Origin of the sequence: Nocardioides sp. QY071 (assembly GCF_029961765.1) — a bacterium.
GTDB lineage: Bacteria > Actinomycetota > Actinomycetes > Propionibacteriales > Nocardioidaceae > Nocardioides.
Genome location: NZ_CP124681.1, coordinates 3,528,383 through 3,552,545 on the forward strand (window position 1 = coordinate 3,528,383; position 24,163 = coordinate 3,552,545).

At 73.2% G+C, this 24,163-nt stretch carries 23 protein-coding genes; 6 read left to right on the forward strand and 17 right to left on the reverse strand.

Annotated elements, in window-relative coordinates; translation table 11 throughout:
* Positions 1–1,023 (forward strand): hypothetical protein, encoded by a 1,023-nt coding sequence (locus tag QI633_RS17080; RefSeq protein WP_141798097.1) that lies wholly within the window; start codon positions 1–3, stop codon positions 1,021–1,023.
* 39 nt (positions 1,024–1,062) lie between these two features.
* On the opposite strand, the gene QI633_RS17085 is transcribed toward QI633_RS17080, so the two are convergent.
* Both QI633_RS17085 and QI633_RS17090 read right to left on the reverse strand, forming a co-directional pair.
* Positions 1,063–1,989, reverse strand: coding sequence for a LysR family transcriptional regulator (locus QI633_RS17085; RefSeq protein ID WP_141798096.1), 927 nt, complete (start codon positions 1,987–1,989; stop codon positions 1,063–1,065).
* Between the two features lie 2 nt (positions 1,990–1,991).
* Entirely contained in the window at positions 1,992–3,293 is a 1,302-nt protein-coding gene (locus QI633_RS17090; RefSeq protein WP_282426435.1) for a HAMP domain-containing sensor histidine kinase, read from the reverse strand.
* 26 nt (positions 3,294–3,319) lie between these two features.
* On the opposite strand from QI633_RS17090, the gene QI633_RS17095 reads away from it, so the two are divergent.
* From QI633_RS17095 to QI633_RS17110, 4 genes are all read left to right on the forward strand, one after another.
* Positions 3,320–3,994 (forward strand): response regulator transcription factor, encoded by a 675-nt coding sequence (locus tag QI633_RS17095; RefSeq protein ID WP_141798093.1) that lies wholly within the window; start codon positions 3,320–3,322, stop codon positions 3,992–3,994.
* 26 nt (positions 3,995–4,020) lie between these two features.
* Positions 4,021–5,292 (forward strand): hypothetical protein, encoded by a 1,272-nt coding sequence (locus tag QI633_RS17100; protein WP_282426436.1) that lies wholly within the window; start codon positions 4,021–4,023, stop codon positions 5,290–5,292.
* Positions 5,293–5,392: 100 nt separating this feature from the next.
* A complete protein-coding gene (locus QI633_RS17105) occupies positions 5,393–6,727 on the forward strand; it encodes an FAD-dependent oxidoreductase (RefSeq protein WP_141798091.1) in 1,335 nt (444 codons plus the stop codon).
* A 70-nt stretch (positions 6,728–6,797) separates the two neighbouring features.
* Entirely contained in the window at positions 6,798–7,910 is a 1,113-nt protein-coding gene (locus QI633_RS17110) for a trypsin-like peptidase domain-containing protein (protein WP_282426437.1), read from the forward strand.
* 16 nt (positions 7,911–7,926) lie between these two features.
* On the opposite strand, the gene QI633_RS17115 is transcribed toward QI633_RS17110, so the two are convergent.
* From QI633_RS17115 to QI633_RS17150, 8 genes are read right to left on the reverse strand one after another with little or no spacing between them, the layout of a single operon-like run.
* The gene (locus QI633_RS17115) at positions 7,927–9,057 is read right to left on the reverse strand and encodes an FAD-dependent monooxygenase (protein WP_282426438.1); all 1,131 of its coding nucleotides are present in this window, start codon (positions 9,055–9,057) and stop codon (positions 7,927–7,929) included.
* A 17-nt stretch (positions 9,058–9,074) separates the two neighbouring features.
* On the reverse strand, positions 9,075–10,577 hold the full coding sequence (locus QI633_RS17120; protein WP_282426439.1) for an aldehyde dehydrogenase: 1,503 nt from the start codon (positions 10,575–10,577) through the stop codon (positions 9,075–9,077).
* On the reverse strand, positions 10,574–12,229 hold the full coding sequence (locus QI633_RS17125; RefSeq protein WP_282426440.1) for a thiamine pyrophosphate-binding protein: 1,656 nt from the start codon (positions 12,227–12,229) through the stop codon (positions 10,574–10,576). The genes QI633_RS17120 and QI633_RS17125 overlap by 4 nt, the downstream gene beginning before the upstream one ends.
* Before the next feature lie 38 nt (positions 12,230–12,267).
* Entirely contained in the window at positions 12,268–13,074 is an 807-nt protein-coding gene (locus QI633_RS17130) for an SDR family oxidoreductase (RefSeq protein ID WP_282426441.1), read from the reverse strand.
* 4 nt (positions 13,075–13,078) lie between these two features.
* On the reverse strand, positions 13,079–13,588 hold the full coding sequence (locus tag QI633_RS17135; protein ID WP_141798085.1) for a cupin domain-containing protein: 510 nt from the start codon (positions 13,586–13,588) through the stop codon (positions 13,079–13,081).
* The gene (locus tag QI633_RS17140) at positions 13,585–14,400 is read right to left on the reverse strand and encodes an alpha/beta fold hydrolase (RefSeq protein ID WP_222117788.1); all 816 of its coding nucleotides are present in this window, start codon (positions 14,398–14,400) and stop codon (positions 13,585–13,587) included. The genes QI633_RS17135 and QI633_RS17140 overlap by 4 nt, the downstream gene beginning before the upstream one ends.
* Entirely contained in the window at positions 14,401–15,207 is an 807-nt protein-coding gene (locus QI633_RS17145) for an aspartate dehydrogenase domain-containing protein (RefSeq protein ID WP_282426442.1), read from the reverse strand.
* Entirely contained in the window at positions 15,204–16,142 is a 939-nt protein-coding gene (locus tag QI633_RS17150; RefSeq protein WP_282426443.1) for a VOC family protein, read from the reverse strand. The genes QI633_RS17145 and QI633_RS17150 overlap by 4 nt, the downstream gene beginning before the upstream one ends.
* 101 nt (positions 16,143–16,243) lie before the next feature.
* On the opposite strand from QI633_RS17150, the gene QI633_RS17155 reads away from it, so the two are divergent.
* A complete protein-coding gene (locus QI633_RS17155; protein WP_141798082.1) occupies positions 16,244–16,771 on the forward strand; it encodes a MarR family transcriptional regulator in 528 nt (175 codons plus the stop codon).
* Positions 16,772–16,785: 14 nt separating this feature from the next.
* Here QI633_RS17155 and QI633_RS17160 read toward each other — a convergent pair whose 3' ends face one another.
* The 7 genes from QI633_RS17160 to QI633_RS17190 are packed head-to-tail and all read right to left on the reverse strand — an operon-like array spanning position 16,786 to position 24,161.
* Entirely contained in the window at positions 16,786–17,850 is a 1,065-nt protein-coding gene (locus tag QI633_RS17160; RefSeq protein ID WP_282426444.1) for a TIM barrel protein, read from the reverse strand.
* Positions 17,840–19,303 (reverse strand): FAD-binding oxidoreductase, encoded by a 1,464-nt coding sequence (locus tag QI633_RS17165; RefSeq protein WP_282426445.1) that lies wholly within the window; start codon positions 19,301–19,303, stop codon positions 17,840–17,842. Before QI633_RS17165 ends, QI633_RS17160 begins: the two co-directional genes overlap by 11 nt.
* A complete protein-coding gene (locus QI633_RS17170; protein ID WP_282426446.1) occupies positions 19,300–20,388 on the reverse strand; it encodes a sugar phosphate isomerase/epimerase family protein in 1,089 nt (362 codons plus the stop codon). The genes QI633_RS17165 and QI633_RS17170 overlap by 4 nt, the downstream gene beginning before the upstream one ends.
* Entirely contained in the window at positions 20,385–21,227 is an 843-nt protein-coding gene (locus QI633_RS17175) for an ATP-binding cassette domain-containing protein (protein WP_282426447.1), read from the reverse strand. Before QI633_RS17175 ends, QI633_RS17170 begins: the two co-directional genes overlap by 4 nt.
* Entirely contained in the window at positions 21,224–22,246 is a 1,023-nt protein-coding gene (locus tag QI633_RS17180) for an ABC transporter ATP-binding protein (RefSeq protein ID WP_282426448.1), read from the reverse strand. The genes QI633_RS17175 and QI633_RS17180 overlap by 4 nt, the downstream gene beginning before the upstream one ends.
* A 14-nt stretch (positions 22,247–22,260) precedes the next feature.
* The gene (locus QI633_RS17185) at positions 22,261–23,124 is read right to left on the reverse strand and encodes an ABC transporter permease (RefSeq protein WP_282426449.1); all 864 of its coding nucleotides are present in this window, start codon (positions 23,122–23,124) and stop codon (positions 22,261–22,263) included.
* Complete coding sequence (locus QI633_RS17190; RefSeq protein ID WP_141798075.1) at positions 23,121–24,161, reverse strand: ABC transporter permease; 1,041 nt, start codon at positions 24,159–24,161, stop codon at positions 23,121–23,123. The genes QI633_RS17185 and QI633_RS17190 overlap by 4 nt, the downstream gene beginning before the upstream one ends.
* Positions 24,162–24,163 lie beyond the last annotated feature (2 nt).

The window sequence follows — 24,163 nt, forward strand, 5'->3', positions numbered from 1 at the left end:
ATGGGACTCGACATCACCCGCTCCGGTCTGGTCGTGCCGGTGCGCATCGATCCGTCCGGCCGTGCCGGGCCGACCCCAGGGCAGGTCCGTGGACGGCGCTGGCGCACTGCCGGGCCGTACCACTTCGTGCCCGCCGACGTCGCCCTCACGACGCAGCAACGCATCCTCGAAGCCGTCGCCTGCCTCCCACCCGGCTCGGCAGCGACCGGCTGGGCCGCACTGAGCTGGCTCGAAGCACGGTGGTTCGACGGTGTCGCCGCCGACGGGTCGGCGCTGCCGGTGCCGGTGGCGCTGGGCGACCGACGGGTCGCCCGCAAGCGGCCGGGGGTGACCCTCTCGGAGGACTGGCTCTTCGCCGACGACGTCGTCGTCATCGACGGGCTCCCCGTCACGATCCCGTTGCGCTCGGTCACCTTCGAAGCCCGCACCGCCTCCGACGACATCGCCGCCGTCCGCGCGATCGACATGGCCGCGTACGACGACCTGGTCGACCTCGCCTCCCTGCACGCCTACACCGCACGCCTGATCAGCCGCCGCGGCAAGCGCCGCCTCGAACGCGCCCTCGCCGTGGCCGACGAGAACGCCTGGTCGCCGATGGAGGTCGTGATGCGGCGGATCTGGCACCAGCACCGCAGCGGCATCCTGCTCTGCAATGCCCCGATCTTCGACCTGCAGGGCCGCCACCTGTTCACCCCCGACCTTCTCGACCCCGTAGCGGGCGTCGCCGGCGACTACGACGGCGTCGATCACCTGGAGGGCGGTCGGCACAGTCGCGACCTGATGCGTGAGGAGCTCACTCGCCGGGCGGGCATCGAGGTGGTCACGATGATGGCGGGACGCGGCGAAGCGGCGCGCTTCCGGTACCGGCTCGACGGAGCGCTGGCCCGCGCCGCCGGGCCGACCGTGCCACGCACCTGGACACTCGCACAGCCCGACTGGTGGGTCGACACCTCGACCGTGGCGCGTCGGCGCGCGCTCACACCCGCGCAGCGCGAGATCTGGCTCCGGCACCGTCGTACCTGACGGATCTGCTCCTTCCGTGGCCGGTCCACGACAGATTCGTCAGGTACGAGGACTGCGAGCGGCCCAGGCGACCAGCTCGCGCGCCGGTCCCTCGGGCGGGTGCGGCCCGCCCTTCCAGACCGCGTGCAGGCGGCGGGTGAGGTCGAGGCCGGTGACGGTGATCCGGACCAGCCGACCGGTGGCGAGGTCGTCGCGTACGGCGTGCGCGCCGACCGCGGCCGGACCGGCACCGGCGGCGACGGCGGCTCGCACGGCAGCGGTGCTGGAGAGCTCGAGGACGGGCGTCGCGCGGGGCAGGTCGGCGAGGGCCCGCTCGAGGACGGTGCGGGTGCCCGACCCCGCCTCCCGTACGACGAGCGGCGTGGCCGCGAGGGTCTCGGCGCTCACCCGGCGACGGGACCTCAGCGACCACGGGTGCTGGGGTCCGACGACGACGAGCAGCTCGTCGGTGCCGACCAGGCGGCGACGCAGGCCGCGCGGGGCCTCGGGACCCTCGACGAACCCGAGCGCCACGTCGCCGCCCTCGACCAGCTCGGCCACCCGGACGCTGTTGGTCGCGGTCATCCTGACCTCGGTCGGCTGCTGGCCGCGCTGCACCTGCTGCGCGCGCAGGCCGACCAGCCAGCCGGGCAGCAGATGCTCGGCGATGGTGAGGCTGGCGGCGATGTCGAGGTGGCCGCGACGATCGGCCCGCAGGGCGGCGATGCCGGCGTCCAGCTCCTGTGCGGCGTCGAGCACCCGGTCGGCCCACTGCACGACCAGCTCGCCGGTCGGCGTCAGCTCCGAGCCGCGCTTGCTGCGGGCCACGAGCGGCTCCCCGACGAGCGCCTCCATGGTCCGCACCCGGGAGGACGCGGCCTGCTGGCTGATGCCCAGCTCGGTGGCGGCAGCCCCCAGCGAACCGGTCCGGGCGACGACGACGAGCAGCTCCAGCGCACGCAGGTCGGGGACGTGGGGGCCGAGCATGCTCACAACGATACGTTGTGAGCACGGTCGGGCGCCGCAGGAAGGGCGACCCGGAACCGCGCGCCGCTCCCCCGCGCGTCCACCGCCTCGACCGAACCACCCACCGTGGCGGCGATCCGGCGACTCAGCGGGAGCCCCAGGCCGGTGCCGCCGCGGCCCGAGAAGCCGGGCTCGAACGCGCGCTCCCGCACCCCCGCGGCCATGCCCGGTCCGTCGTCCTCCACCTCGATGACGACGGAGCCGCCCTCGCGGCGTGCCTCCACGTCGACCCTGGACTCAGCGAACCGCGCGGCGTTGTCCACCACCGGCGCCAGCACCCGCACCAGCACCGCAGCGGGGACGATGACCGCGGCGTCGGAGGCCACGTCGGCGACGAGCTCGACCGTCTCGCCGGCCACGTCACGCAGCTCGTCGATCACGTCGTCGACATGGGTCGGGTCTCCGTGGGATGCGCGCTCGCGCGCCATCGCCAGCAGGGTCGTGATCGTCTCGCTCATGGAGCGGGCCAGGCCGAGGACCCGGGCCAGGTCGGCCCGATCCTCCGGCGCACCGCCTCCTCGCAGCTCCAGCAGCTCGACCGTCCCGACGATGCCGGTGAGCGGGGTCCGCAGCTCGTGGGCAAGCTCGGAGGTCAGCCGCTGCTCGGACTCCAGGGCCCGCGCGACCCGGTCGAGCAGCCCGTCGAGGGTGGTCGCGAGGTGCGCGAGCTCCGGGCCGTCAGGGACCTCCCCGAAGCGGCGGCCGACGTCGCGGGCGCTCCAGTCCGCTGCCCGGTCGGCCATCGTCGCCACCGGCCGCAGCGCCTGCGAGGTGATCCGGCTCGCGAGCAGGCCACTGGCCAGCAGGACGACGGCGCCGGCCACGACGGTCGCGAGGAGGGCGTACCGCTCCGCCCGCTCGTAGGGCCCGGTCGGCTCCGCGACCACCACCACGCCGTGCCACCCGGCGGGCGTGCGGAACGGCGTCGCCCGCAGCCGCACGCTCTCGTTCGGCGCGAGGTCACGCACCGACCTCACGCGCGCGAGCCGGTCGGCTCCTGCACGCTCGGAGGAGGCGAGGGTGTCCACCACGACCGATCCCGCGGCGTCGTACACCCGCACCCCGGGCTCGACCCGGCCGGCCAGTGCAACGGCAGCCGAGCCGTCGGAGCGTGCGACCGCGATCACCGTGTCGGTGCGCGCCTCGAGGACGCGGCCGATGTCGCGCTCGGCCGTCAGCGCGAGCACGATCTGGATACCGCAGCCGACCGCGACCATGACCGCGAGCATCAGCAGCACCGTCGAGACCACGATCCGCCTGCGCACGCGGCCAGCATGGCAGGCTGGTCGGCATGGCGCGGGTCGGAGTGTGCGAGGACGATCCCGAGATCCGCCGCGTCGTGGCCGACGCGCTGCGACTGGCCGGCCACGAGCCGGTGGTCGCGCACGACGCCGGCGAGGCGATGCGGCTGCTGGCCGCCCCGACCCAGATTGGCGCCCTGATCCTCGACGTCGGCCTGCCCGACGGCGACGGTCGCGACCTGTGCCAGGCGCTGCGGGCAGGAGGCCAGGAGGCGCCGGTGCTCTTCCTGACCGCGCTCGACGCCCTCCACGACCGGCTTGCCGGTTTCGGCGCCGGCGCTGACGACTACCTGGTCAAGCCCTTCGCGGTGAAGGAGCTGCTCGCCAGGGTCGAGGTGCTGGTACGCCGTAGTGCGCCAGCCACGGCGACCACGAACGGGGTCCGGCTCGACCCGACGCGGCACGCACTGGTCGACGGGTCCGGCGAGGTGGCACTCAGCCCTACGGAGTTCCGGATCCTGGCCACCTTGATGGCCCGTCCCGGCGAGGTGGTCCGCCGCGCCACGCTCGTCGCGGCCGCCTGGCCCGACGGCGCGATGGTCAGCGAGAACACCCTCGACTCCTACCTGCGCCGGGTGCGACGCAAGATCTCCGAGGTCGACATGGCGGCCGAGATCACCACCGCCCGGGGCGTCGGCTACCGATTCGAGCAGTCAGGTTCCTGACAGGTCGGGTCGGCCACCCTCGGCCCATGTCCACGACAGCCTCGACAACTCCCTCCCGCTCCACACGGGCCCTGCTGCTGAACAAGGTCCCGGAGGTCACCGCCTGGTTCTGGATCATCAAGGTCCTGTGCACAACAGTGGGCGAGAGCTTCGCCGACTGGATCAACGTGAACCTCGGTGTCGGACTGGTCCGCACCGCCATCATCTTCACCGCCGTCTTCGCGGTGGCCCTCGCCGTCCAGATGCGTGCCCGGCGCTATGTCACGGCCCTCTACTGGCTCACCGTCGTCGTCGTCAGCGTCACCGGCACCCTCTACACCGACATCCTCACCGACCAGCTCGGCGTCCCCCTGTGGATCAGCACCACCGTGTTCTCGGTCGCGCTCGCCGCGGTGTTCGGGATCTGGTGGGCCCGCGAGCGCACCCTGTCGATCCACAGCATCGTCACCACCCCGCGCGAGGCCTTCTACTGGCTGGCCGTCCTGGTCACCTTCGCCCTGGGCACCGCCACCGGCGACTGGACCCTCGAGCTCACCGGCTGGGGCCCCGGCCGCTCGGTGCTCCTGCCGCTCGGCCTGATCGCCGCGGTGACCGCCCTGTGGCGCTTCGGCGCCAACCCGGTGCTGTCGTTCTGGGTCGCCTACATCCTCACCCGCCCGCTCGGCGCCAACATCGGCGACTGGCTCGCCTCGCCCAAGTCGGAGCAGGGTCTGGGCCTGGGCACCTTCGGCACCAGCGCAGTGTTCCTCGGCACCATCCTGGCCACCGTCGTGCTTCTCACGATCACCCGCAGTGACGTCACCGAGCGGCGCACGAACGACGAGCCGTCGTACGACGTCGCCCCGACCCGCGAACGCGTCGCCCTGGCCGGGTTCGGCGCCCTCGCGGCGCTCACGGTCGGTCTGCTCGCCTACGCCAACAGCCAGCCGCACGTCAGCGCGCTCGATGCGGAGGAGGGCAAGGCCCCGTCCTGCGCGGCCGGCCCGATCAGCGCCGGAGAGGCCCACACCCGAGCGGGTACGGCGTTCCCGGGAGCGACGACGTCGAGCTACCGCACCATCGTGGAGGACACCCGTCAGCTCGTGGCAAGCGGGGACCAGGGCGGCGCCGCCAAGCGGATCACCGACCTGGAGACCGCGTGGGACAACGACCAGGCCGACCTCCAGCCGGCCGACTGCGCGGCGTGGAACGTCCTCGACCACCAGATCGACGACGTCCTCACCTCGGTCCGGGCCAGCCAACCCAAGGCGAGCGCCGAGGAGTCGACGATGGACACCCTGCTGACGACCCTGCCGTGACCCGGCGGTGACTCACGTCACGGGACTCCCAAGACGACCTTGTGAGCACCCAACCACAACCTCGTTCTGTGAGCCGGTGCGAACGCCCAGACTCGTTGACATGACTCTCCGTGTTGCGATCGTCGGCGGTGGCCCGGCCGGCATCTACGCCGCCGACATCCTCACCAAGGCGGACACGGACGTGTCCGTCGACATCCTCGAGCGGCTTCCCGCTCCCTTCGGCCTGGTCCGGTACGGCGTCGCACCGGACCACCCGCGGATCAAGGAGATCATCAAGGCGCTGCAGCGGGTGATCGCCAAGCCGGAGGTCCGCTTCCTCGGCAACGTGGAGTACGGCGTCGACGTGAAGCTCGAGGACCTGCGCGAGTTCTACGACGCGGTGGTCGTCTCGACCGGCGCGATGGGCGACCGCGACCTCGGCATCCCCGGCGAGGAGCACTCGTACGGCGCCGCCGACTTCGTCTCCTGGTACGACGCCCACCCGGACGTGCCGCAGACGTGGCCGCTCGAGGCGACCAGCGTCGCGGTCCTCGGTGTCGGCAACGTGGCGCTCGACGTGGCCCGGGTGCTCGCCAAGACCGGCGACGAGATGCTCGTCACCGACATCCCGGCCCACGTCCACGCGGGCCTGAAGGCCAAGACCATCACCGACGTGCACGTGTTCGCGCGCCGTGGGCCGGCGTACGCGAAGTTCTCGCCGCTGGAGCTGCGCGAGCTCAACCACTCGCCCGACGTCGAGGTGATCGTGCACCCCGAGGGCTTCGACGTGGACGAGCACGGGATGGCGCACATCGCCGAGCACAAGTCGCAGAAGATGGTGCTCAACACGCTCACCAGCTGGGTCGGGGCCGACCCGGTCGGCAAGCCGCACCGGATCCACCTGCACTTCGCCGAGGCGCCCATCGAGATCGTCGCCGACGCCGACGGCAGGGTCACCACGCTGCGCACCGAGCGCACCCACTCCCCCAACGCCGACGGCAACGTCGAGGGCACCGGCGAGGTGACCGACTGGGACGTGCAGCAGGTCTACCGCGCCATCGGCTACCGCAGCAGCGCGCTGCCCGGCCTGCCGTTCGACGACCGCGCCGCGGTCATCCCGAACGACGGCGGCCGGGTCCTCGACCTGGACGGCACCCCGATCCCCGGTACGTACGTGACCGGCTGGATCAAGCGCGGACCCGTGGGCCTGATCGGGCACACCAAGTCCGACGCGGCCGAGACCGTCGCGCACCTGCTCGCCGAGACCCGGGAGACGGCGACCGCCCGGCGCACCGAGGACGTCGACGCGTACTTCGCCGAGCGCGAGGTGGACGTCGTCACCCACACCGCGTGGGAGCGGCTGGACGCGCACGAGGTCGCGCTGGGCGAGGCCGAGGGCCGCGCCCGGGTGAAGGTGGCGACCCGCGAGGAGATGCTGGCCGCCGGGCGCGGCTGAGCGCGGACCTCGTGGCCCGCGCTGGGCCGGGACACAGCCACCGCACAGGCAGGGTGCGCAGCATCGGGGCATGACCCGTCACCCCCTCGCCCTCGGTACCGCCGCCCTGCTGCTCGTCGCCACCGGTGCGGGCGGCGCCGCCGTCGCCACGCACCTGCTGGCGGACGAGGCCGCCCCGACGTCGAGCGCGGCAACGACCCAGGTCCCGACGACGCCGGAGGTGCCGTCGACGCCGTACGTCCGGCGCCAGTCGTACGTCCCCGGCGCCACGGGCCGGGACACGGCCGACGCGACGGACGAGCAGTCGACCGGAGTCGTCGAGATCTCCTCGACGCTCACCAACGGGACCAGTGCCGGCACCGGGCTGGTCCTCGACTCCGACGGCACGATCGTCACCAACCACCACGTCGTCGAGGGCGCGACGGCCATCGCGGTGACGGTCGTGACGACGGCGCGCACCTACACCGCGCGGTACGTCGGCGCGAACGCCACCACCGACGTCGCCGTCCTGCAGCTGGAGGACGCGAGCGGACTGACCCCGGTCGACCTGTCCGACACCGCGGCCGCCGTCGGCGACGAGATCACCTCGGTCGGTGACGCGGGCGGCGACGGCGGCTCGTTGACCGCCTCCCCCGGCACGGTCGCCGCGTTGCACGACGACATCACCGTCGAGAGCACCGACGGGTCCCCCGGCGGCACTGCACTGACCGACCTGATCCGGATGGACGCCTACGTCGTCCCCGGCGACTCCGGCGGCGCCGTGCTGGACGCCGACGGCGAGGTCGTCGGCATGAACGTCGCCGCGTCGAGCGGCACCAGCGACGTCACCGGCTACGCGATCCCGGTCGCCACCGTGGAGCGGGTCGTCGCGCAGATCGAGTCGGGCGACACCGGCAGCGGCGTCGAGCTCGGGTACGACGGCTACCTCGGCGTCGCCCTCGACCCCTCGGCCGGCGCACCCCTGGTCGCCGAGGTCACCCACGGCAGTGCCGCCGCCTCCGCAGGCATCGCCGCCGGCGACACGATCACCCGCGTCGACGGCACCGCGGTGGGCACGACCGACGAGCTGCGCGCCGCGATCAGCGCCCACGCGGCCGGCGACCGGGTCACCGTCACCTGGACCACCGCCACCGGTTCGAACGAGTCGGCCACCGTCACGCTGGGCGAGGCACCGGTCTCGTGACCGGCGCGCCGGGCCGTCAGGCCAGCGCGACCTGCCAGGCGTCGTAGGCATAGACCCAGTCGGCGTCGCCCGACGACTTCAGCCAGGTGTTGCCGCGCGAGCCGACCTGGATCCGGCTGGTGCGGGGCAGGCGTGCGGCCTCGTAGCCCTTCAGCGCCTGCCCGACATCGGCGGTGCCGTCTGCGATCGCCCGGGTCAGCACGACCGCGTCCTCGATCGACATGGCAGCGCCCTGCGCCATGAACGGCATCATCGGGTGCGCGGCGTCGCCGAGCAGGGTGGCCCGGCCCAGGGACCACTGCGGCAGCGGGTCGCGGACGTAGAGCGCGGACTTGAGGACCGACTCGCAGGCGTCGAGCAGGGCCCGCGCCTCGGGGTGGAAGTGCGCGTACATCGCGCGCAGCTCGACGACGTCGCCCGGCGTCGTCCAGGACTCCTCGGTCCAGGACTCCTGCGGGGTCGTCGCGAAGATGAACGTGTCCCGCCCGCGGTTGAGCGGGAACGTGACGATCTGGGTCTCGGGGTCCGGCCCCCACCACTTGGTGAAGGCATCGAGGTTCGGCACGTCGAGACGGTCCGAGGGGACCACCGCGCGGAACGCCACGACCCCCGTGAACTCGGGGCTCTCCTTGCCGAACAGCGCGGACCGCACGCTGGAGTGGATGCCGTCGGCGCCGATCACGACGTCGACCTCCGCGGTCGCGCCACCGTCGAAGTCCAGTCGCACCGGGCCGTCCGGCCCCTGGTCGAGGGCAACCAGCCGGTGGCCGAGGCGGATCACCTCGGGCGGCAGCTCCCGCTCGAGCGCGGAGAGCAGGTCGGCCCGGTGGATGGTGAGCTGCGGGGCGTCGTACTTCCGCTCCGCGGCGTCGCCCATCTCCAGGCGCGAGGTCTCCTCGCCGGTGTCCCACGTCCTGCTGATGCGGTACGTCGGCCGCGCGGCCGAGTCCCGGATCGCGACCCCGACACCACCACCGAGGCCGTCGAGCGCGCGGACCGCGTTGGGGGTCAGGTTGATGTCCGCGCCGACCCGGCCGAACTCGGGCGCCTGCTCGAAGACGGTGACCGCGATCCCTCGCGCGCGCAGGCCGATGGCAGCGGCCAGGCCGCCGATCCCGCCCCCGACGATGCCGACGTGCATGCTCATGTCGTGCCCTGCCCTTCCTAGAAACCCGGGCGGTCCGCCCAGGCGATCGGCCCGGACGTGCCCAGATAGATGCTCTTCTGCCGCTGGTACGCGCGGATCGCGCCCAGCCCCTTCTCGCGGGTGGAACCGCTGTCCTTGACGCCGCCGAACGGGGTGGCGATCGACAGCTGCTTGTAGGTGTTGACCCAGACCGTGCCCGCGTCGACGGCGCGCGCGATGCGCCAGGCGCGGGCGAAGTCCCGGGTCCAGATGCCGCACGCGAGTCCGTACGCCGAGTCGTTGGCCGCCGCGACCAGCTCCTCCTCGTCGCGCCAGCGCAGCGCCACCAGGACCGGGCCGAAGATCTCCTCGCGCACGACGGACGCGTCGGCACCGAGTCCGTCGATCACCGTGGGCCGCAGGTAGCTGCCCGCCGCGAGCGCAGGGTCGGACGGCCGCACGCCGCCGGCCCGCAGCGTCCCGCCGGCGGCGAGGCCGTTGGCGATGAAGCGCTCGACGGAGTCTCGGTGGGAGGCGGTGATGAGCGGCCCGAGCTGGGTGCCCTCGGCCCGGGGGTGCCCGACCCGCAGCGCGTCGGCGCGCTCGGCGATGCGGGCCACGACCTCGTCGTACACGCTGTCGTGGACGAACAGCCGCGAGCCGGCGATGCAGGACTGCCCCTGGGAGCTGAAGATGCCGTAGAGGATGCCGTTGACCGCGAGGTCGAGGTCCGCGTCGGGCAGCACGATCGTGGGCGACTTCCCGCCGAGCTCGAGCGAGGTCGTCTTGAGCAGCCGGGCCGCGGTGGCGGCCAGCTCCCGACCGGTGTCGGTGCCGCCGGTGAAGGACAGGTGACCGATCCCGGGATGCTCGACGATCGCCTGGCCGACGGTGCGCCCGGGGCCGGGCAGCACGCTGACCAGGCCCTCGGGGATCCCGGCCTCGAGCAGCAGCGCGCCGAGCTCGAGGGCGAGCAGCGGCGTCCACGCGGCCGGCTTGAGGACGACGGCGTTGCCGGCGGCGAGCGCGGGGGCGACCTTCTGGGCCTCGGAGGCGATCGGGCTGTTCCACGGGGTGATCGCACCGACCACTCCGATCGGCTCGTGCACCGAGAAGGTCAGGTAGCCGCCGCGCGAGGGCGGGATCGCGCCCTCCTCGGTCTCGAGGAGCGCCGCGACGTACCGGAAGGTCCCGGCCGCACTCGCGACCAGCGCCCGGGTCTCGGCGAGCGGCTTGCCGTTGTCGCGGCTCTGCAGCAGGGCGAGCTCCTCGCTGCGCGCCTCGATCAGGTCGGCGGTGCGGGCGAGGTAGCGGGCCCGCTGGTGCGGCAGCATCGTGCGCCACGCCGCGGCCGAGCGCGCGGCCTCGCCACGGCGCACGGCGCTGTCGACGTCGGCCGGCGCCGCCCCGGCCAGGGTGGCGATGGTGCTGCCGTCGGCCGGGTCGGTCGTGACGATCTCGGCTCCGGTCCCCTCGACCCACTCGCCGCCGACGAGGATCCGCCCCTCCGGGGCCAGGCGATCAGTGATGACGGCGCTCATGAGGGTGCTCCCGGGACGTGGACGGGCGGGGTGAAGGGGCGCGGCATCGGCGGGTACGCCGCCAGGTCGACCTCGACGACGACCGGGCCGCCGAGCGCGACGGCCTGCTCGAGCGTGGCCGCGACCGCACCGGGGTCCGCGATGCGCAGGTGCGCCAGCCCCATCGAACGGCACAGGGTCGCGTAGTCGGGGGTGAGCAGGTCGACGCCGGAGCGTGGGCTGCCCAGCGACTCCTGCATGTTGCGCAGCACGCCGTAGCCGCCGTCGTTGAAGACCAGCAGCACCAGCCAGGGCCTCTCCTGGGCGAGGGTGGTGAGCTCGCCGAGGTGGACCGCGAGGCCGCCGTCGCCGACGATGCCGACGCTGGGCCGGTCCGGCCGGGCGATCGCGGCGCCGATCGCCATGCCGAGGCCCTGGCCGATGCCGCCGCCGCGCGGGAAGACGTTGCCGCGGGCGTCGTACATCTCCAGCAGGCGGTTGCCCCACGAGCTCGACGCGATGGTGACGTCGCGGGCGACGACCGCGTCGCGCGGCAGCACCTTGCGCAGGGCGTCGGCGAAGGCCACGTGCTCCCCGAGACCGGCGCGCTGGGCCTCGCGGACCGACGCGCGGGTGACCCGCACCCGCTCCGACCAGGCGGCGCGCGGCGCAACGTCTGCTGCGACGAGGGCGTCGACGACGGCGCCCAGGAAGGCGTTCGCGTCGGCGACGACACCGACGCTCGCCGGGAAGACCCGGCCGAGGGCGGCGGGGTCGAGGTCGACCTGGACGTGCGTCGTGGGTACGACGAGGCCGTAGTCACCGGTCTCGTTGGAGCGGAAGTGGGTGCCGACGCTCAGCAGCAGGTCGGCGTCGGCGAGCAGGCTGCGTCCCCCGGGCGTGGTCGCGTAGTTGCCGACGCACAGCTCGTGGTCCTCGGGCACCGCGCCGCGTCCCGAGTTGCTGGTGAACAGGGCGGCTCCGGTCAGCTCGACCAGCCTGCGCAGCGATGCGCCGGCCCGGGCGACTCCCCCGCCGGCCCAGATCGCCGGCCGCTCGCTGCCCCGCAGCAGGCTGACCACCTCGGCGACCTTGACCGGGTCGACCGGGGCGGCGGGCGCCGGGGTCGCCGGAGCCGGAAGTCCCACGGGGACGGCGTACTGCAGGTCGATCGGCCACTCGACGCTCGCCGGACCGCCGGGAGCGGCGAGCGCCTGCTCGGCCGCCTCCTGCAGCACGGCGCCGGCCGACGCGACGTCCGGCACGGTGACCGCGTGCTTCGAGACCGCCCTGAGCATGCCGAGCTGGTCCTTGGTCTCGTGGATGAAGCCACGCCCCGAGCCGAGGTACGGCGTGTCCACCTGGCCGGTGACGTGCAGCACCGAGGTCCCGGCGCTGAGCGACTCGACGAGCGAGCCGGCGGCGTTGCCGGCGCCCGTGCCGGTGCTGGTCAGCGCGCAGCCCAGTCCGTCCCGGGCCCGGGCGTAGCCGTCGGCGGCGTTGACCGCGCTCGCCTCGTGACGGACCGGCACGAAGCGGAGGTCACGGTCCACGGCCTCCACCAAGGGGAGGTTGTGGACGCTGACGATGCCGAAGACGGTGTCGACGTCGTAGCGGCGCAGCAGGTCGACGAGCAGGTCGCCGCCGGTGCGCTCCGGTGCCGGGCTGGTCATGGGAGTTCTCCTCGGGAGGGTGACGGGAGGGTGAAGGGTCAGAACAGGCCGCGGGAGACGCCGCCGCAGACGTCGAGCGCCGCGCCGGTGACGTACGACGAGCGCGGGGACAGCAGGAAGGCGATCGCCGAGGCGACCTCCTCGGCCCGGCCGAACCGGCCGAGTGCGATGCCGCGGTCGGCGGCGATCTCCCGCTCCCAGTCGGCGTAGTCGCGGGTGTCGCCGGAGTCGTCGTAGCGACGGCGCCACTGGCCGGTGTCGACCAGGCCGAGGCAGACCGAGTTCACCCGCACCCCGCGGGCGGCGTACTCCACCGACATTGACTTGGTCAGGTTGAGCAGGCCGGCGCGGGCCGCGGAGGTGGTGACGAGCCGCGGCTCGGGCTGCTTGGCGAGCACCGCGTTGACGTTGACGACCGAGGCCACCGGCGACTTCTCGAGCCAGGGCAGCGCGTCGCCGAGGACGTTGAGCACGCTGCTGAACTTGAGGTCCAGCTCGTCGAGGAAGTCGGCGGCGCGGACGTCGGCGAGCCCCGCCATCCGGGACTGGCCGGCGTTGTTGACCACCCCGTCGAGGCCGCCGAAGGCCTGCGTCGCGTCGTCCACGAGCGACGCCACGGCCGCGGCGTCGCGAACGTCGCAGACCCGTGTGAGCAGCGCGCCCGACAGCTCAGCGGCACCGAGCGCCGCCGCCAGCTGCGCCGCCGCGGCGTCGAGCGCATCGGCCCGCCGCCCGCACGTGACCACGCGCGCCCCTTCGGCCAGCAACAGCCCGACGGTGGCCAGACCGACCCCCGAGCTGCCGCCGGTGACGAGGTAGGTGCGGTCGCGCAGCTCCAGGTCCACGGGCTCAGTCCCGGGTCACGCCGTGCATGGCCGACGTCTCGGGGTAGGTCGGGACCTGCGGCTTCTGGGCGCCGATGATCACGCAGAAGAGCGCGTCCTCGTCGCCGTTGTTCTTCAGGCTGCGCGGGACGCCCGCGGGCACGACGATCATGTCGCGGTAGCCGAGGGTGCGCTTGACGACCTGCCCGTCGCGGTGGATACCGACCTCGACCTCGCCCTCGAGGACGAAGAAGGCCTCCTCCGCGTCGTGGTGGGTGTGCTCGGGGCCCTCGGCGCCGGGCGGCAGCAGCATGTTGGAGAACGTGAAGCCCTGCGACTTGACGGTCCGGTTGTCGTTCTCGTGGTTGCCGGTCGCGCCCGAGCCCACGTAGCGGATCTGGGCGCGCTTGAACTGGTCGCCGGCCTTGGCCTGGAAGCCCAAGGTGTCCCAGTCCTCGTGGCGGGTGGCCCGGGTGAGGATGAGCGAGTCGGTGAACTCGGCGAGGTCGTCGGCGGTGTCGTACTGCAGGGTCATGGGATCTTCCTTTCGTGGAGGTCGGTCGCGGGCTGGGCCGCGGCCAGGAGGTCGGCCGCGCGGGTGAAGCCGCGCAGCCAGGCGTTGACCAGGGCGGGACGCTCCTGGTTGGCGAGGTGGCCGGCGCCCGGGACGAGCACCAGCGCGGAGCCGGGCACCAGGGCCGCGATCTCGCGGGCCCGCGCCGGGCCGGTCACCCGGTCCTCGACGCCCGCCATCACCAGCGTGGGTGCGGTGATCCGGGCCAGGTCGTCGGTGAGGTCGGCCGCGGCCATGACCTCGGCGGCACAGGCATAGCCCGCAGGACGTATGGCGGCCGCCATCGTCGCGACGACGTGCTCGACGAGCGCGGGGTCGGCGCCGGGGGCCAGCAGCCGCGGCCCGCGCTGCCGGGCGAAGTCGGTGGCGCCGAGGCGGACCAGCTCACCGGACCGCTCGCGCATCTGCGCCGCCCGCACCGGGTCGACGCCGGAGCCGAGGCTGGCGCCGATGACGGTGAGGCTGCGGACCAGGCCGGGCCGGGTCGCGGCGGTGCGCAGGGCGAGCACGCCGCCCCACGAGACCCCGACCAGGTGGACGGGGTCGTCGCCGAACCGGTCGCCGGCGAGGGCGGCCAGCCGGTCGACGTACCCGTCGAGGTCGAGGGCCGTGTCGGGGTCGGTGGACGCGGCGTACCCGGGAGCGTCCCAGGCCACCATCCGCAGCTCGTCGCCGAGCGCCGAGAGCTGGTGGCCGAAGGCGAGCGACGAGGACCCGATGCCGTGCAGCATCAGCGTCGGTGAGCCGCTGCCGCCCTCGCGGAAGGCCAGCACCTAGACCACCCCGCTGGGGCGGCCGACCAGGGCGGCGAGCGAACGGAGCACGGCGTGCGGGACCACACCGCTGGTGCGGGGGTTCTGCGGCGAGGGCAGGTTCTCGATCTCGAAGGAGTAGCGGCCGGCGGCACCCTCGGCGACCACCCGGTGGCAGGTCAGCTCCGCGGCGGGATCGGCGATCAGCCGGACGTCGACCAGGTCGAAGTCGCCGACCACCCAGCCCAGCGTCGCCGCGACGTTGAGCGAGCGCGGGAAGAGCCGCGTCGCCTCCCGGGCGTTGCCGCGGAAGACCTCGATCGGCTCGGTCGCGACCCGCAGCAGGTCGGCGTCGTGGTCGTCCATCCACGGCTGCACCAGGGTCGTGGGGAGCTTGGTCGTGGTCACCTCGACCCGGGTCATCGGGCCCTGGGCGGCGGCCGAGGAGAGGATGTCGAGACCGCCGATGGCGCCGGCCGTCAGCAGGAAGCGACCGGGGCCGGCGGCGCGGACCGCTGCCGCCACCTCGGGGTCGGCCAGGGCGCCGACCGAGGTGATGAGCAGGTCGATCCCCCGCTCGAGGATGCCGACCGCGCTCTGCGCGACGACGGCCTGGCCCGCGCACTCGACGACCACGTCGGCCTGGTCGAGCGCGGCCTCCAGCCGCAGCTGGGGCACCCCCAGGTCACCGACGGGCTGCGGGTCGACGACCGCGACGGGGACCACGTCGGGGACGTCGCCGCGCAGCAGGGCGGCGACGACGCTCGCGCCGATCACCCCGCCACCGATGACGACTGCCCGGATCGGCGTGTCGACCGCGGCGGTCACGAGGCCACCACCGGATCGGCCGCGTCGAGGTCGGCCAGGGCGCCGTGGTCCTCGACGCCGGCCATGTGGGCGCGCACGTCGGTCGACGGCGGGCCCGCCGTTCCCCACAGGTCGGAGAGCTCCGGCACCCGGCGCCACACCCGGCACAGCCACTGGTCCTCGACGACCTGCGCGACGTCGGAGGTGTACTCGCACACCAGGCCGGCGGGGTCGGCAAAGTAGGAGAAGGTGTTGTTGCCCGGACCGTGCCGGCCCGGGCCCCACAGCGGCGTGATGCCGTGGTGCTTGAGCGAGCCGATGCCGCGCATGAAGTGGTCCATCGACGCCATCTCGTAGGCGACGTGGTTGACCGAGGTCCACGCCGCCTGGTTGAACGCGATGCTGTGGTGGTCGGTGTTGCAGCGCAGGAAGGCCATCTGGTGCTCCGACCAGTCCGAGACCCGCATGCCGAGGACCTGCGTGTAGAAGGCGACGGCCCGGTCGATGTCGACGGTGTTGAGCACGACGTGGGTGACGCCGATCGGCACGGGCAGGTCGCGGCTGCGGGGCGTCACCGAGTGGACGTCGCAGCTGAGCTCGATCCGGCGGCCCTCGGGGTCGACCAGGACCAGGCCGTAGCCGGCGCCGGCGTCGGCGAGCGGCCCGGGCTCGCGCAGCAGCGGGACGCCCTGGGCCACCAGCCGGCGGGCGGCCCCGTCGACCTCGGCCGGCGTACGGACCGCGAAGCTGATCCGGCCCAGCGCGTTGCGCTCGGCGCGGCTGAGCTGGAGCACGTGGTGGTCGGGGCCGGAGCCCCGCAGCCAGGTGTCGTCGGTGTCCCTCTCGACGACCGAGAGGCCCCACACCTCGGAGTAGAAGTCGCTGCAGGCGGTCACGTCCGGGACACCGAGCTGGACCGACCGCAGCGAGTGCAGTCGTACGACGGGCTGGTTCATGACTCCTCTTTTCCTTAGGACTTAATCTTTAAGTGTTTACTTACTTACTGTCAAGCATGTTGGGTGGAAGGAGTCGGCCGATCGTGGCTAGCATCCGCGTCATGGCCCACCAGGACGCTGAGGCAACCGACGTGCTGTCCGACGTCGACCGGTTCGTGCAGCAGTGGCGCGAGCAGCGTCCCGATCTCGACCCGTCGCCCATCGCCCTGTTCGGTCGTGTGCACCGCGTCTACCTGCGCTACCAGGCGGTCATCGCCAAGTCCTTCGACGACTACGGCCTCAACCCGGCGTCGTTCGACGTGCTCGCCGCGCTGCGCCGCGCGGGCGAGCCCTACCGGATGTCCGGCACCGAGCTGGCCGCGGAGTCGCTGCTGTCCTCGGCCGGCATCACCTTCCGGCTCGACAAGCTCGAGCAGGCCGGGCTGATCACGCGGATCCGCGACACGCACGACCGCCGGGTCGTGCACTCCCAGCTCACCCCCGAGGGCCTGGCGCTGATCGACCAGGCGATCGCCACGCACCTGGCCAACGAGCACCGGCTGCTGGGCGGCGTCGATGCCGACGACGCCGCCCAGCTCGCCGCGCTCCTGCAGCGGCTCGAGGACTCGATCCTCTCCGCGCAGGAGTAGCGGCACCGGGGTCATCACACCGGCCCTGCCCCGATCTGCGCGGCGACGGCGCGCAGGTGCGCGACGCTGTCGAGCACGAACCGCTCACGCTCGGCGTCGTCGGCCGGCTCGGCCAGCGAGGCGAGCGAGCGCCGCTCCCCGCGGGCGACCGCGTCCTCGTAGCCACGGGCCAGGCGGACCAGCTCGGCCAGCTCGACGGTCGTCATGTCCGGCTGGCCGGCGTGCCACAGCGGGTCGTGGATCGGGATCGGCAGCTGGAAGCGGCGGCCCATGATCCCCTCGATCGACAGCGCCTTGCGGGGCGCGTCGAGCAGCGCGGTCATCAGCGCCGGCCAGTCGATGACCCCCTGGCCACAGGGTGCGAGCACCCGGCACAGGCCCTGCTCGGTGAAGAACAGGGCACCGTCGCGCACGTGGGTCTGCCGGGTGTACGGCGCGACCCGGTGCGCTGCGGCCACCGGGTCCTCCCCACGGATCAGCACGTTGGCCGTGTCGAAGGTGATCCCGAACGCGTCGGGGCCGCCCTCCTCGACCAGCCGCACCAGCTCGAAGGTGGTGATCTCCTCGTGTGTCTCGATGTTGAGGTGCGAACCGTGCTCGCGCAGCACCGGCGCGATCTCGGCCATCACCTTGCCGGTCGCCCGCAGCTGGTCGTTCCAGGTCACGTCGGTGCGGTAGCGGTCGCAGGCCAGCCGGCCGGCCAGGTCGAACTTGTAGTTCGCCGTGGCCGCCCAGATCTCGTGGATCCCCGCGGCGGCGCACGCCGCCACGATCCGCTCGATGCCGGCCAGGTAGTCGCCGTCGCCGAGCGCACGGATCTCCGGCGCCTCCGGGGCCGCGAAGGGGTTGATCTTCGCGGCCCCGACCTCGAGGTAGAGACCGAGCCCGTCGGCCTGCTCCCGCAGTGCCGTCAGCTCGCCGACGTCGAGCGTCGGGCTGAGCTCGAGCGCCGAGCGGAAGAACACGCCCTCCAGGCCGGCCCTCGCGGCCTTCGCCAGCAGCCACGCGGCGTCAGTTCCCGCGGGCGCGGGGAACTTCGAGCTGTCCGTCCCGATCCGGAACCCGAGGTCATTCGTCATCGAGGACGTCCTCGCCCTCACCGGACAGGTCCACGAGACCGCGGCGGAAGACGTTGTGGGGGTCGTACTCCCGCTTCACGGCGACCAGGCGGTCGTACTTGTCGCCGTAGGCGTAGCGCGCCGCGTTCTCGTCACCGGCCACGCTGGTGAAGTTGATGTAGGTCCCGTTCTTGTAGGGGTCCATCTCCGCGTCGAAGCCCGACACCCAGTCCATCAGCTCCGGGGCCTCGGACGGGAACTCCCACTCGGCGCCGGCGCTCGCCATGAACTTCGCCGACGTGCGGTCGCTGGTCGAGGTCGCCATCGGGTCGACCCGCGCCGCCTGCCCGCCACGGGGGTAGAGCTGGTACGGGCAGGCGAAGTGCGGCGCGATGGTCGAACGGGCCTGCAGCGGCCGGCCCGGGTAGGCGTCCGACCACTTGAGGACCGTGTCGATGGCCTCGTCGGGGAACTCGTTGAGCATGCTGTTCTTCCAGTAGCGGCGCACGCCGTAGCGGAAGTCGTCGTCGCACGCGCGCTGCAGCTCGACGTGCGGCACCTGGTACTCGGTCTGCCACACCGGCGAGCCGGCGCCCATCATCGAGTCGGTCAGCGTGCGGCCCTCCTCGGCGTCGCCCCAGTGGACCGTGGCGACCGAGACGACCTGGCTGCCGCGGTACTTCGCGGGCACGACGGTCCAGAAGTCCGGCACCTCGACGGTGCGGGCGTAGGTGACGACGTTGTCGGCGGCGTCGTAGCTCCAGTCGCGGAAGTGCTGGAGGACGCGCTTGCGGTCCTCGCCGACGTAGAACGCCTGGCGCACGTTGGCCTTCATCGTGAAGGGCGTGTAGCGGAAGGTGAACTTCGTCGCGATGCCGTAGTTGTGGCCCGCGCCGCGCACCGCCCAGAACAGCTCGGGGTGCTCGTCCTCGTTGACCGTGAGGATCCGGCCGTCGGCGACGACGAACTCCACCTCTACCACGTGGTCGGTGGTCAGGCCGTACATCCGCGACAGGTAGCCGGTCCCACCGCCGAGGGTGAGGCCCGCGACGCCGGTGTGCGACACCGTGCCGGCAGGCACGACGACGCCGTGCTCGGCGCAGGCCCGGTCCAGGTCACCGAGCCGGCAGCCGGCGCCGGCCGTGACCGTGCCGGCCGCGTGGTCGAAGGTGACCTCCTTCATCGGGCCGGTGTCGAGCAGCACGGCGCCGTCGATGACGGCGGTGCCCGCCAGGTTGTGGCCGCCGCCGCGGACGGTGACCTCGAAGCCGTTCTCGAGGGACCAGGTCAGCGCGCGGGACACGTCCTGGGCGGTGCGGCAGGAGACGATCGCGGCGGGGCTGCGGTCGATGTCGGCGTTCCACACGTGGCGCTCGAGGTCGTAGTGCCGCTCCCCGGGCAGGATCACGGGGCAGTCCACGGCGCTCTTCAGCCCGGCGATGTCCGCCCGGGTCGCGTTCGCGGTCGTGCTCATGGGATGTACTCCTTCGTCGGATGGGTGTGGTCTCCGGCAGCGGTGACGCTGCGGAGGTGCCCGGCACTTCGGCGGAGGAATTCCTCCCGCGTGAACAGCCCGCCCGCCCGCAGCAGCGCTGCGTCGGGACGATCGAATGAGCGGACGTGGTGCTCGTAGGCACCGACGCAGTCGAGGACCGCGCCAAGCTCGAGGGGATCCAGGTCGGGGTGGGCGGCCCGCCAGCGCGGGTCGTCGTGCCAGACCTGCATCGCCGGCTGGTGGGGTCCGGCCGGCTCGATGGAGAGGTGGAGGTCGGGGTTGGCCCCCAGCAGCACGCCGAGGACGTCGGCCCAGTCGATGACGCCGTCCCCGCACGGCAGCAGGTAGCGGTCCGGCGCCTCCGGTCCCTCGACGATCGCGACGTCGCGCAGGTGGCACATCCGGGTGTACGGCGCCACGCGGCGTGCCGCCGCCTCGGCGGTCTCGCCGTGCACGTAGACGTTCGCGGTGTCGAAGGTGACGCCGAGGACGTCGGGGCCCACCGCCTCGACGAGCCGGACCACGTCGTACGTCGTGATCTCCTCGTGGGTCTCCAGGTCGAGGTGCGACCCGCAGGCGCGCAGCACCGGGGCGAGCTGGCGCAGCAGCCCCTCGGTCGCGGCCATCTGGTCGGCCCACGGTGCGTCACGGCGGTAGCGGTCGTTCTTGTGCAACCCCGGGAGCCCGGCCTGGAAGTTGCCGGTCGCGGTCCACAGCTCGTGGCAGCCGATCGCCGCCGCGGCCTCGATCATCCGCTCCATGCCCGTGACGTAGCTGCCGTCGCCGAGGCGGCGGATCTCCGGCAGCTCGGCGGTCATGTAGGGGTTGACCTTGCCGACGCCGAGCTCGAGGTAGAGGCCCAGCCCGGCGGCCGCGTCGGCGACCTCGCGCAGCAGGCCGGGGTCGAGGGTCGGCGAGAGCTCGTAGAGGGTGCGCACCAGGACGCCGTCGAGGCCGAGCCCGGCGGCGTCGGCGAGCACCTGGGGCCAGGGCACGTCGACGGCCCCCTTGAGGGCGCGGTGCGGCGACGGCAGCTTGACGTCGGCGCCGATGCGCAGGCTCATGCACTCCTCCGCTCGGCGGCCGCGGTCGCGCGTCGGGCGCGGTCGCGGTCCGGGTCGGGGATCGGGATCGCCGCCAGCAGGCTCTTCGTGTAGTCGTGCTGCGGCCGGTCGAACACGTCGGCGCAAGGACCGCTCTCGACGACGACGCCGCGCTGCATGACCATCACCTCGTGGCACAGGTGGCGCACCAGGGCGAGGTCGTGGGCGACGAACACGACGGCGAGGCCGAGCTGCTGCTGCATGTCGAGCAGCAGGTTGACCACCTGGGCCTGGACGGAGACGTCGAGGGCGGACACCGGCTCGTCGCACACCAGCACCCGCGGGCCGACGGCCAGCGCGCGGGCGATCGCGATCCGCTGCCGCTGGCCTCCGGAGAACGAGCGCGGGAAGCGGTCCAGCACCGTGGCGTCGAGGCCGACCAGATCGAGCACCTCGACGACGCGGGCGCGACGCGCCTCGCGGGTGCCGGCCATCCGGTGGATGTCGAGGCCCTCGCCGACGATCGTCTCGACGGTCATCCGCGGGTTGAGGCTGGAGTAGGGGTCCTGGAAGACCATCTGCACATCGCGCCGGAAGCGGCGCCGCGTGGCGCGGTCGGCACCGGCGAGCGGCACGCCGTCGAAGAGGACCTGGCCGGTGTCGGCGCGCTCGAGGCCGACGACGCAGCGCAGGGTGGTCGACTTGCCGCTGCCGGACTCACCGACGATGCCCAGGATCGCGCCGGGTCCGACGCTGAAGCCGACGTCGTCGACCGCACGCGTGGCGTCGCGGCGCGAGCCGAAGGAGCGGGTCAGGCCGCGGGCCTCCAGGATCGGCGTGCCCCCGGTGGTGGTGCTCATCGGTTCCCCTCCCCCGCGAGTGCGAGCGGGTGGTGGCAGGCGACGTCGGCCGTGCCGAGGCGTCGTAGGTCGGGTCGGGTCTCGGTGCAGTCGGCCTCGGCGCGGGCGCAGCGCGGGTGGAACGCGCAGCCGCCGGGCCGCGAGGAGGGCTGGGCGGGGCTGCCGGCGATCGGCGCGAGGGCGCCGTCGCGGTCCACCCGGGGCACGGAGGCGAGCAGGCCGGAGGTGTAGGGGTGCCGCGGGGTCCGGTACAGCTCACGGACAGGTCCGGTCTCGACCCCGCGGCCGGCGTACATGACCGCGACCCGGTCGGCGAAGCCCGCGACCAGGCCGAGGTCGTGGGTGATCAGGACGACGCCCATGCCGAGGTCGGCGACCAGTGAGTCGATCAGCGTGAGCACCTGCTCCTGCACCCGGACGTCGAGTGCGGTCGTCGGCTCGTCGGCGATGAGCAGGTCGGGGTGCGCGACGATCGCCATCGCGAGGCAGACCCGCTGGCGCATGCCGCCGGAGAACTCGTGCGGGTAGGCCCGCATCCGCCGCTCGGCGTTGGGGATGCCGAGCCGGTCGAGGGTCTCGACAGCGCGCTTGCGGGCCTCGGACTTGCCGACGCCGTGGACCCGCAGGGACTCCATCACCTGGCTGCCGATCGAGCGGACCGGGTTGAGCGTGGTCATCGGGTCCTGCAGCATCAGGCCGATCCGGCGCCCGCGCTGGGCGCGCATCTCGCGGTCGCTGAGGGCGAGCAGGTCGGTGCCGTCGAGGCGCACGCGGCCGCTGACGGACGCGCGGTGGTCGAGCCGGAGCAGCGCCCGGGCGGTGACCGACTTGCCCGAGCCGGACTCGCCCACCAGGGCCACCCGCTCCCCGCGAGCGACGGTGAGGCCGAACCCGGAGACGATCTCCACGGCGCCCGCCGCGCTCGGGTAGCTGACCGTCAGGTCGCTCACCTCGAGCAGTGGACGGGGCGCGAGGTCCTCGCCCGGGGCCGGGACGGGTACCTCCACGTTGAGGCTCACGATGTCGAGACCTTTCATGCCAGCGTCGCGTCGGGGTGGTTGCGGTTGCGCAGCGAGTCGCCGCTGAGGGCGAACGCGAGCGCCGTGATCGTGATGAGCAGGCCGGGGACCACCGAGATCCACCAGGCGCTGGTCAGGTAGCGCGAGCCGGTCTCGACCATGGCGCCCCACTCGGCGCTGGGCGGTTGGGCGCCGGCACCGACGAACGACAGACCGGCCATGATCAGCGTCGCGCCGCCGATCTCGAGGGTGGCCTGCACGTAGACGCCGTCGAGCGAGTTCGGCAGGACGTGGCGCAGCATCAGCCGCCACCGGCCGGCGCCGAGGACGCGGGCCGCCTCGACGTACGGCGAGGTGATCACCGTGCGCATCTCGGCGCGCGCGATCCGGGCGAAGCCGGGCCACCAGGCCACGACCATCGCGATCACCGCCGAGCGCAGGCTCGGGCCGAGCGCGACGGCGACGCCGAGCGCCATCACCATCACCGGCAGCGAGAGAGTGATGTCGCAGAACCTCATCACGACGTCGTCGACCCAGCGCCCGCCGATCGTGGCGATCGAGGCCACCAGGATGCCGATCAGGGCAGCGCCGGCGACCGCCAGCAACGCTCCGAGGATGGACGCGCGGGCACCCGCGAGGGCCCGGCTCAGCACGTCGCGGCCCAGGCCGTCGGTGCCGAGGAGGTGATCGCCCGAAGGCGCCTGCAGGGCCCGGCCGAGGTCGACCGAGTAGGGGTCGTGCGGCGTGAGCAGGGGTCCCAGGACCGCCAGCAGGAGCAGGGCGACGACCGTGCCGTAGGCGATCCGGTCGAGCCACGGCACCCGGCGACGGGTACGGCGTACGCGTGGCACGGCGTGGGTGGCGGCTGCGGTGGTCATGCGGAGGCCCTCCGGGTCTCGAGGAGGCGGACGCGCGGGTCCGCGGCGAGCTGGACGAGGTCGACGAGGAGGCCGACGAAGGTGACGATCACGCCGACGACCAGCACCATGCCGATCACCGCGAAGGTGTCCTTCTGCGCGACGGCCTGGGTCAGGTAGCTGCCGAAGCCGGGGCGGCTGAAGACCGTCTCGACCATGACGGCGCCGCCCATCATCCAGCCGACCTGCAGGCCGACCAGGGTGCTGACCGGCGCGATCGCGTTGCGCAGGCCGTGCTGCAGCAGCACCGTGCGCTCCCTGGCCCCCTTGGCCCGGGCCGCGGTCACGTGGTCGGCCTCGAGCGCGGTGATCATCGAGCCGCGGACGACTCGGATCACGAACGACATGAACGGGATGGCCAGCACCGCGGCCGGCAGCACCAGGTGGGCCAGCGCGTCGGAGAAGGCGGTCAGGTCGCCGGCGAGCAGGCTGTCGACGGTGAGGAAGCCGGTGCGCCGCGGCACCTCGACGCCGAGGGTCGAGACACCCGAGATCGGCACCACGCCGAGCTTCCGGCCGATCAGCGTCTGGGCGATCATCGCCAGCCAGAAGGTCGGCAGCGCGCCGCAGAAGATCGCGGCGAGCCGGACGGAGTTGTCGGTCCGGGTGCGGTGCCGCGCGGCGGCCAGCACGCCGAGGGGCACCCCACAGGTCAGGTTGATGACCATGGCCAGGCCGACCAGCTCGACCGTGTAGGGGATCAGCTGCTGCAGGTCGCCGAGCACCGGCTGGAAGGTGAAGATCGACGTCCCGAGGTCGCCGTGCAGCAGCCGGCCGAGGTAGTTGAGGTACTGCTGGAGGACGGACTCGTCCAGGCCCAGCCGCTGGCGCACGACCTCCACCTGCTCGGGGGTGGCCGTGACGCCGGCGGCTGCCTGCGCTTCGTCGCCCGGGATCGCCTTGATCAGCAGGAAGACGATGGTGACGACTCCCCACAGCGTCGTGACCAGCAGCGCGAGCCGCCGCGCGAGGTACCGGGCGAGAAGCGAAGGTGCCATCG